The 9,142-nt window shown below is 72.1% G+C and carries 6 protein-coding genes; 3 read left to right on the forward strand and 3 right to left on the reverse strand.

The window, feature by feature from the left end:
• Positions 1–69: 69 nt before the first annotated feature.
• Both ACQPZG_RS18440 and ACQPZG_RS18445 read right to left on the reverse strand, forming a co-directional pair.
• Positions 70–2,211, reverse strand: coding sequence for a sigma-70 family RNA polymerase sigma factor (locus ACQPZG_RS18440; RefSeq protein WP_433546834.1), 2,142 nt, complete (start codon positions 2,209–2,211; stop codon positions 70–72).
• Between the two features lie 179 nt (positions 2,212–2,390).
• Positions 2,391–3,293: a TetR/AcrR family transcriptional regulator gene (locus ACQPZG_RS18445; protein ID WP_433546835.1), complete on the reverse strand. Its 903-nt coding sequence runs from the start codon at positions 3,291–3,293 to the stop codon at positions 2,391–2,393.
• A 429-nt stretch (positions 3,294–3,722) separates the two neighbouring features.
• Between ACQPZG_RS18445 and ACQPZG_RS18450 the strand changes: the two genes are divergently transcribed.
• Positions 3,723–5,042, forward strand: coding sequence for an NAD(P)/FAD-dependent oxidoreductase (locus ACQPZG_RS18450; RefSeq protein ID WP_433549455.1), 1,320 nt, complete (start codon positions 3,723–3,725; stop codon positions 5,040–5,042).
• 211 nt (positions 5,043–5,253) lie between these two features.
• The gene (locus ACQPZG_RS18455; protein WP_433546836.1) at positions 5,254–6,918 is read left to right on the forward strand and encodes an ATP-binding SpoIIE family protein phosphatase; all 1,665 of its coding nucleotides are present in this window, start codon (positions 5,254–5,256) and stop codon (positions 6,916–6,918) included.
• An 18-nt stretch (positions 6,919–6,936) separates the two neighbouring features.
• Here the strand turns inward: ACQPZG_RS18455 and ACQPZG_RS18460 are convergent, their stop codons facing one another.
• Entirely contained in the window at positions 6,937–8,232 is a 1,296-nt protein-coding gene (locus ACQPZG_RS18460; protein WP_433546837.1) for an MFS transporter, read from the reverse strand.
• Positions 8,233–8,346: 114 nt separating this feature from the next.
• On the opposite strand from ACQPZG_RS18460, the gene ACQPZG_RS18465 reads away from it, so the two are divergent.
• A complete protein-coding gene (locus ACQPZG_RS18465) occupies positions 8,347–8,904 on the forward strand; it encodes a MarR family winged helix-turn-helix transcriptional regulator (RefSeq protein WP_433546838.1) in 558 nt (185 codons plus the stop codon).
• Positions 8,905–9,142 lie beyond the last annotated feature (238 nt).

The following is a 9,142-nucleotide window of genomic DNA, read 5'->3' on the forward strand; positions in this document are numbered from 1 at the left end:
CCGGTCTCGCCCGTCCTGGGACGCGCACGACCGTCCCGCGCCCGGGGAGCCGCCGACTCGCGCGACCGCCTACCCGCACCCGATCCGCGACGCCGCCCAGTCCCCGAACCCGGGCGCGTCGAAGTCGTCCACCGACTCCGTCACCAGCCGCAGCGTCTTCCGCCCCGCGATCCCCACATGCACCGGCACCGCCGCGTCCCCGCCCCGCATCACGGGCGAACGCCACAGCAACGCGCCGTCCCCGAACACGGAGAACCGGATCGCCCCGTACCCCATCGTCATGTCGTCGACCCCGACCATCGCGTCGTACGTCGCACACTGCCGGTTCAGGTCGATCGTCACGGACGACGTCTCGGGTACGGACACCCCGTGCCCGTACCGCACCCCGCCGATCGACAGGTTGTCCCGCTGCCACAACGCACTGCTGTCGGCCAACCGGACCTCGGGCGCCTTCCGGTCCCCCATCAGCCCGTACCTCAGCTCGGCCACGGGGTACGCAGCGGGCGCGGCGACCGGCGGCTTCGGCTTCGGCCGGGGAGGCGCGGGCTTCGAAGGCGCGGGCTTCGGTTTCGGCTTCGGTGGGGCCGGCTTCGCGGGAGTCGGAGGCTCGGGCGTCGGCGTGGGCTTCGGTACCGGCTTCTCCGCCTTCGGCAGCTGCGACGCAACCGACGGAACCGGAGGCTTCGGCTGCGGCGTGAGCGCGGCAACCGGGGGCGGCGGCTTCGGCCGCGACGGGGAGGGCTGCGGGGGCTCCACCGGCCATACCGCGGGCGGCTTCGAGTCCGCCTTCGGCGGCACTGGCGTGTCGTCCCCCGCGAAGGCGAACACCAGGCCCGCCGTCACCGCGATCGCGACAGCAGCACCGATCCCGGCCTTCGCGGGAGCCCCGAGCCCTTCGGCCAGAACGCCGCCACCCGCACCGGAACCCGCGGCCCCGCCCGCAGCCCCACCGGCCGCCCCGGCTCCCGCCCCGGCCGCCCCTGCCCCTGCACCCGCCCCTGCTCCCGCAGCGCCTGCCCCGACGGCCGCACCGCCCGCCACGATCCCCGCAGCCTTCGCCGAGTAACCGGCCGCCACCCAGCCGATCACCGCGACCGGCAGCAGCGACGGGATCCCCGCGTTCACGTCGCGCAGCTCACCGGCGGCCATCCGGCACTTGGCGCACTCCTCCAGGTGCTTGCGCAACCCCCGCTCGGCCCGCATCCGAAGTCCGCCGCGCGCGTACGCGCCCAGCCGGTCCGCGTACTGCGCGCAGTCCCCGCCCGCCGTCAGCGCCGTGCTCACGTGCGCCTGCAAATACGCCTGCTTCAGCCCCTCCCGGGCCCGCGACGCCAGCACGGCCGTCGCGTTCGCCGTCAGCCCGAACAGCGGCGCCACCTCGCTCGGAGACTCCTCCTCGACCGTGGTGTGCCACAACACGGCCTGCCACCGCTCGGGCAGCGACCGGAACGCCTGCATGGCGAGCGTCCGCTCGGCCTCGTGCATGGCCCGTACGTCCGCGCCCAGATCGAGGGTGTCGTCGTCCCGCGCCTCGAAGGGCCTCGACGCCTGGTCGGCGAACACCGCGAAGTCGTCCACGAGTTGCTCGCGCCGGGCCGTCTTCGTCCAGGCCGCCGCCACCCGCCGTACGGTGGTCAGCAGGTACGCCCGGACGGCGTGCTCGGGCCCGGCCCCGCCCCGTACTGCCTGCAGGGTCCGCGCGAAGACCTCGGCGGTCAGGTCGTCGGCGGTGTGGGCGTCACGGCAGCAGGTTCCGGCGTAGCGCCGCACTGCCCCGGAGTGCCGCCGGAAGAGCTCCTCGTACGCGCGGTCGTCGCCCGCCCGCATGCGTTCGATCAAGTCGGCGTCGGACAGCGTCTGTTCCGTCGCCGAGATGCCGCCACGCTGCGGGGGAACGCTCGTCGGGTCCGCCCCGCGTTCCGTCGTCGGGGCGGGCGTGACGCCCAGCGGGCCACCCTGCTGCGGGACGTGGCGAGGACCAGGACCTCCAGTGCCGCCGCTCGCGGCAGACGCGCCGGCTGCCCCGGTGGACGAGCCGATACCGGCGGACGAACCGGCTCCGGGGGCCGCACCCGAGCCCATTCCGGCCGATGCACCGGCCCCGGCCGGACCGGAAGCCCCCGCACCGGACCCGGGAGCACCGTCCGCGGCCTGCGCGGACTGCACGGCCTCGCCGTCGCCGAGCGACTCGTCCCGCTCGTCAACACCCATGGCGGAAGCCCCCGTACGCACCCTCTGACCGGAACACCGGCCAAGAGTCGCACAGCGCGACGCGCCGAAAGCCGATCAAGCCCGCCAACCACTCGTCCGGGGTGTTCTCCCGAATTGGAGCGCTAGTCCTCACCCGTTGGGGGAGACGCCGGCGGGCTCACGGCCGCGCGGTTCGCGCGTTACGCGGGCCGGGACCGGAGCCCTTCCAGCAGGATGTCCAGGAGCCGGGCCGAAGCCGCCGCCTGCTGGGCCGCGTCGGGCAGCGAGGGCGCGGCCGTGGCGATGACCAGCAGCACGTCCGCCACGGTCACGTCACCCCGGAGTTCACCGGACGCACGGGCCCGGTCCACCAGCTGACCGACGACGTCCAGCAGCGTCGCCGTACCCGTGTCCGCCGCGACCCCGGCGGCGGCCCCGAGCGATCCGTCCTGCTCGACCAGCCGCAGATCGGGCGCGGCCGTCACCGTGCCTTCGCCGCCCTGCCGCTGCTGCGGAACCCGTCCCGCCTCCCGTACGAGAGCGGCCGCACCGGTCTCGTGACTCCCGCCGTACACCCCGTCCGTGCCCATGGCATCGGATCCGTCGTGGTCCACGCCGACCCGCAGCACCTGCGGCGGCAGCAGCCGGCCCGCACCCGAGGCGACCGACGTCCGCAGGAACCGGGACAGCGCCGACCAGGGCTCTTCCTCCTGCCCCAGGGCCGTCCGCGCCTGCTCGGTGAGCCGGGAGGTCTCCTCCTCGGCTATCCGCCGCACCAGGACGTCCTTGCTCGGGAAGCGCCGGTAGACCGTGCCCACCCCGACCCGGGCCCGGCGGGCGACGTCCTCCATGGGAGCCCCGTACCCCAGCTCCCCGAACACCTCGCGGGCGGCGCGCAGTACGTGTTCCAGGTTGCGCTGTGCATCCACGCGCAGCGGCGCCGAGCGCGCCGCGGCGGAGCCGCCGACGGACGGGCCGCCCGTGCCCGCTCGCCTGGTGCCGTCCACAGCCGCGACCCGGTCGGCCGCGGAGGACGACGATGTCGTCGATGTCGATGCCGCCGATGCGACGGCAGCCTGCCACTGTGAGTCCTGAATGTGCATCAGCGTTCCCCCGGTAATGATGTCTCCCCCCGGAGACACTCCCCGCCCGGACCGACCCGAGCCCGCGAGCCACATGACCACCGGGCCATATGACTACTGCGACCGCACGCTCCGTCACTCCGGCGAGATACGAACATAGTTGAGCGGCGAGCGATTCAGAAGGGGGTAGTTCCGCGTGGCGCGCCCACCGATCCCGGCAGCACCCACCGACCATCCCCGACCACCTGCCCCCAACACCTCCATTTCGCCACCTGACCTGCACGAACACCGGCTTTTCCGACGCGGAACAGCAAGCTCCGCGCTGCCTGCGCACCCTCTTGACCGGTCATACAAGTTGTCAGCCCTGTGGACAAAGGCTTCCGTCCGTTGCCTCATGGGACGGTGACAAATCCAGTGCGCATTCTCGTGGTAGGCGGCGGATACGTCGGCATGTACACCGGGCTGCATCTTCAGCGGAAGCTGAAACGGCAGCTCGCGGCGGGCGAGGCGGAGATCACCGTCGTCACCCCCGACCCCTACATGACGTACCAGCCCTTCCTGCCCGAAGCCGCCGCCGGATCCATCTCCCCGCGCCACGTGGTCGTCCCGCTGCGACGCGTACTGCCCCACTGCCGCCTCATCGTCGGGCAGGCCGACGCCATCGACCACGCCAAGCGGACCGCGACCGTCACCACCCTCGCCACCGCCGAGGAGGGCACCGGGCCCCTCCAGCTCCCGTACGACGAACTGGTCCTGGCCCCCGGCTCCGTCTCCCGCACCCTCCCGGTCCCCGGCCTCGCCGAGCACGGCATCGGCTTCAAGACCGTCGAGGAAGCCATCGGACTGCGCAACCACGTCATCGAGCAGATGGACATCGCCTCCTCCACCCGCGACCCGGCCGTCCGCGACGCCGCCCTGACCTTCGTCTTCGTCGGCGGCGGATACGCGGGAGTCGAAGCGCTCGGAGAACTGGAGGACATGGCCCGCTACGCCTCCCGCTACTACCACAACCTCAAGGCCGACGACCTGAAGTGGATCCTGGTGGAGGCCAGCGACCGGATCCTCCCCGAAGTCGGCGAGGAGATGGGCCAGTACGCCATCCGTGAGCTGCGCGGCCGCAACATCGACGTCCGTCTGAACACCCGCCTCGCCTCCTGCGAGAACCGCGTCGCCGTCCTCGACGACGGCGCCCGCTTCCCCACTCGTACGCTGGTGTGGACGGCCGGCGTGAAACCGCACCCCATCCTCGCCGCCAGCAGCCTCCCGCTGAACGCCCGCGGCCGTCTGGCCTGCACGGCCCAACTCGCCGTCGCGGGCGCGCCGCACGCGTGGGCCGCCGGGGACGCCGCCGCCGTACCCGACGTCACCACGACGGCGAAGGGCCCCGACGGCTCACCCGCCGAGTGCGCACCCAACGCCCAGCACGCCGTCCGCCAGGCCAAGGTCCTCGCCGAGAACCTCGTCGCCTCCCTGAACGGACAGCCCCTCACCGACTACCGCCACCAGCACGCCGGCTCGGTCGCCTCGCTCGGGCTGCACAAGGGAGTCGCCCACGTCTACGGCCGCAAGCTCAAGGGCTTCCCCGCCTGGGTCATGCACCGCGCGTACCACCTCAGCCGGGTCCCCACCTTCAACCGCAAGGCCCGCGTCCTCGCCGAGTGGACCCTCTCCGGCCTGTTCAAGCGCGAGATCGTCTCGCTGGGCTCGCTGGAACACCCACGTGCGGAATTCGAACTCGCGGCGGGCGGCGAACCTCCCGTGCGGCGCTGACGTCCTCCCCATTACCGGCTGTCAGTGCGGTCCGTCACACTGGACGTGTGACGATGGGTTGGCTCGCGCCTGCACAGAGTGATGCACGGAGTGACCCGCCCGCCGTCCATTCGCAGCGCCCTGTCCGCCGTTCCCGTCCGCCGCCGGGCTCCCACCCGCAGCGATGTGTCCCGCCCCGCTCCACCACCCCGACCACGAGGCAAGCAGTTCAGTGAACTTCACCCGCTGGAGCGCCCGGCTCCCCGGCACGCAGCGCCGTTCGGCAGCACGGTCCGACCGCGGGGCCGTACCCGCCGCCCGCGGCGAGTCCGGGCAGCAGTCCGACCCGGCGAACGACCCGGCGACCGGCGCCGCATCCGCCCCGGAAGCGTCCGAGGATCCGCGCCCCCCGGCCCTCGAAGACCTCTCCCTCCGCGAGCTCGTCCGCCAGCTCCCGGCCCTCGTCGCCCTGCTGTACGGCCCCGACCACCGCGTGGCGTACGTCAACGACGCCTACGTCACCGCCTTCGGCCCACGCACCACCGGCGCCCCCGCCGCCACCGAACTCCCCGAACTGGAGGAGCTCGGCCTGCTACCGCTCATGGACCAGGTCCTGCGCAGCGGCACCTCCCGCACGGTCAAGTCGCGCCGCACCCCCAAGGGCGGCTCGTACACGATCACCTGCACCCCCCTCGACACCCCCGACGGCGGCGGCGTCCTCGTGTTCGCCGCCGACGTCACCGACCACGCGGACGCCGCCGAACGCTTGCGCGCCGCCGAACGCCGCCAGCGCGAAACGGCCGTCACCCTGCAGCGTTCCCTCCTGCCCCAGGAACTGGAACAGCCCGACGACCTGCGTCTGGCCGCCACCTACCAGCCGGGCGGCAAGGACGCGGCGGTCGGCGGCGACTGGTACGACGTGATCACCCTCGGCGCCGGCCGCACGGCCCTGGTCATCGGCGACGTCATGGGCAGAGGGGTGCGCGCCGCCGCCGTCATGGGCCAGCTCCGTACGGCCGTACGCGCCTACGCGCGCCTCGACCTGCCGCCGCACGAAGTCCTCCAGCTCCTCGACGGCCTCGCTTCCGAGATCGACGCCAGCCAGATCGCCACCTGCGTCTACGCCGTCCACGACCCCAACGAGGGACGCCTCGTCTACGCCTCCGCCGGCCACCTCCCCATCCTGGTCCGGCACGAGGACGGCATGGTCTCCCGGGCCGAGGACCACACGGGCCCGCCGCTGGGCACCGGCGGCTGGATGCACACCTCGGGCACCATCGGCCTCCCGCCCGGCTCCACCGCCGTCCTCTACACGGACGGCCTGGTCGAACGCCGCCGCGAGGACATCGACGAAGGAGTCGCCGCCCTGGAACGCGCCCTCTCCGGCGCCACCGGCACCCCGCAGGTCGTCTGCGACCGGTTGATGCGCGCGCTCGGCATCACCACCGACCACGACGACGACGTGGCGGTCCTCGTCGTCCAGCACCCCTCCCGCAAGGGCCACGACGCGGAGCTGTTCCGCAACGCGGCCCTCGAACTCCTCGGCGGCATCGAGGCCACCCCCCGGGCCCGTGCCTTCGCCACCGGAGTCCTCTCCTCCTGGCGCTTCCCCACCGAACTCCGCGACCTCGGCGTCCTCGCCGCCAGCGAACTCGTCGCGAACTCCCTCCAGCACGGCATGCCCCCGATGCGCCTGCGGCTGCGCCGCACCGACCGCCGCCTGATCATCGAGGTCACCGACGGGGACGACCACCTGCCGCGCCGGCGCCGGGCCGACCCCGGAGACGAAGCAGGACGAGGCATCTCGATCGTCGCGACGATCGCCTCGTCCTGGGGTTCGCGCCGCACGCCGGGCGGCGGCAAAGCGGTGTGGTGCGAGTTCGCGCTGCCCGACTAGCCGGTCGGACCGGCCGGGTCAGACGGCGGCCTTCACCGACACGTCGTTCTCCGGTACGTGCTTGGCGACCACGATCGTCCTGACCGGGATCGGCAGGTCCTGCGCCGGCGTGAGGCTCTTGCCCATCCGCAGCGCCAGCACGCTGATGCCGAGCGAGAACAGAATGAAGGTCACGATGTACGGCATGTGGAGCGAGGCCCCCATGGGCCCGCCCACGGCCGGACCGACCGCCAGCGCCAGCTGCTTGACCAGCGCGAAGGCCGAGTTGTACGTGCCCACCATCGACTCCGGCGCGAGGTCCGCCACCAGCGGCGCGACCGTCGGCGACAGCATCGCCTCACCGAGCCCGAAGAGCGCGTACGTGGAGATGAACGCGGCCGTCGCCATGGCCTGGCTGCCGTGCCCGAGGCCCGCGTACCCGGCCGCCATCCACGCCACCGTCCAGATGAGACCCACCAGCGCGATCATCCGCGACCGGCGACGCCGCTCCACGAACTTCAGCACCAGGAACTGAGCCGCCACGATCATGGCGGTGTTCGCAGCCAGCGCGATGCCGAGCGTCGACGGGTCGATCCCGGCCGCCTCGGTGCCGTACGCCGCGAGCCCCGACTCGAACTGTCCGTAGCAGGCGAAGAAGAGCACGAAGCCCAGACCGCACAGCTGAAGCATCGCCTTGTGCTTCACCAGCACCCCGAGCCCGGCGAACATGCCGCCCTTGCCCCCGGCCGCCTCGCCCATCGCAGCGGGTCGCGGCAGCCGCACCGTCATCACGATCCCGGCCAGCACCAGGAACATCACGGCTTCGATCGAGAACAGCAACGTGAACGACGCCGGGTCGTTCTCGTCGACGATCTGCCCGCCGATGAGCCCGCCGATGCCCAGCCCCAGGTTGGCCAGGAAGAACTGCATGGCGAACGCCCGGGTGCGGGTCTCCGCGCTGGAGCACCACACGATCATCGTGGCGAGCGCCGGCTGGAGCACCGCCGTCCCGATACCGAGCAGCGCCGCGCTCCCGACCGCCGTCACCAGCGACGTCGACACCCCGAGCGACACCGCGCCCAGGGCCGCCAGCACTGACGCGCCCACCAGCACGGGCAGCGGACCGCGCCGGTCGATCAGCATCCCCACGAAGGGGAGCGCGACCAGCGCGGCCATGGCGAACGCGCCAAGGACGATGCCCGCCGAGGTCGGCCCCAGCTCCCGTACCTGAGCCACGTACACGTACAGATACGGGACGGTAAACCCGAGCCCGAATGCACTCAGCGCGTTGCCGATCTGAATCCGCCGCATCGCCGAGCCCATCGCCTTGGTCATACTCACCTCAACCCTGAAGACCTGAAGTCCGAAGACTTCAACAGTAAAGTTCGAACCTCAACAGTACACACGGAAGGACTTCAACGCCAACGCGCCCCATGCGATACTTCGCGGATGCCTGACACGCCAGAGACGCCCGGCCCCGACGAGCCGAGCCTCGACGAGCAGATCGCCGCATACCAACGCGAATTCCACGACCTGGACCCCCAGGTCGAGAAGGTCGTCTCGGCCCTCGGCCGGCTGAACCGCCGGATGAACGTGGCGTACGGCCGCCAGGTCGCCGACCTGGACATCAGCAATACGGAGTGGGAGGTCCTGAAGACCCTCGTGGTCTCGGGCGCCCCCTACCGGCTGGGGCCCGGCGAACTCGCCAAGCGCCTCGGCCTCACCCCGGCGGCGATGACCCACCGCATCGACCGCATGGCAGGCGAGGGCCTGGTCACGCGCGACAGGGACGAGAACAACCGCGTCCGGGTCATCGTCGAGCTGACGGACGAGGGCCGCACGAAGTGGCTCGAAGCCATGCGCATGGCGTCCACCTTCGAGGAGGACCTGCTCCAGGACCTCGCCCCCGAGGAACGCGTCGTGCTCGGCGAGATGCTGACCCGCCTCCTGCGCAGGGTCGAGGACGCCCAGCCGGACGCAGGCGGACGGCTCACCGACCTGGACTGAACGTCCTTCCGGGAAGGGGCGCACGCGACCGTTTCCGATGCGCGTTCGAGGGCAGGGTGGAGAGATTGACATCCCCGAAACCGATCCGTAGGGTTCGTCGAGTTGCCACACAGCCGTAACGGTTCTGTGGCAGCACCTCTCGCCGCGCAAGCGGCAACCAAACTCTGCACGATCTCCCCACTGGGGACGATTTCGGCATGCCGAATTCTGTCGCCAGGAGCCGATTTCGGTTCACCGG

This window comes from Streptomyces sp. CA-294286, from assembly GCF_050947155.1.
Taxonomy (GTDB): domain Bacteria; phylum Actinomycetota; class Actinomycetes; order Streptomycetales; family Streptomycetaceae; genus Streptomyces.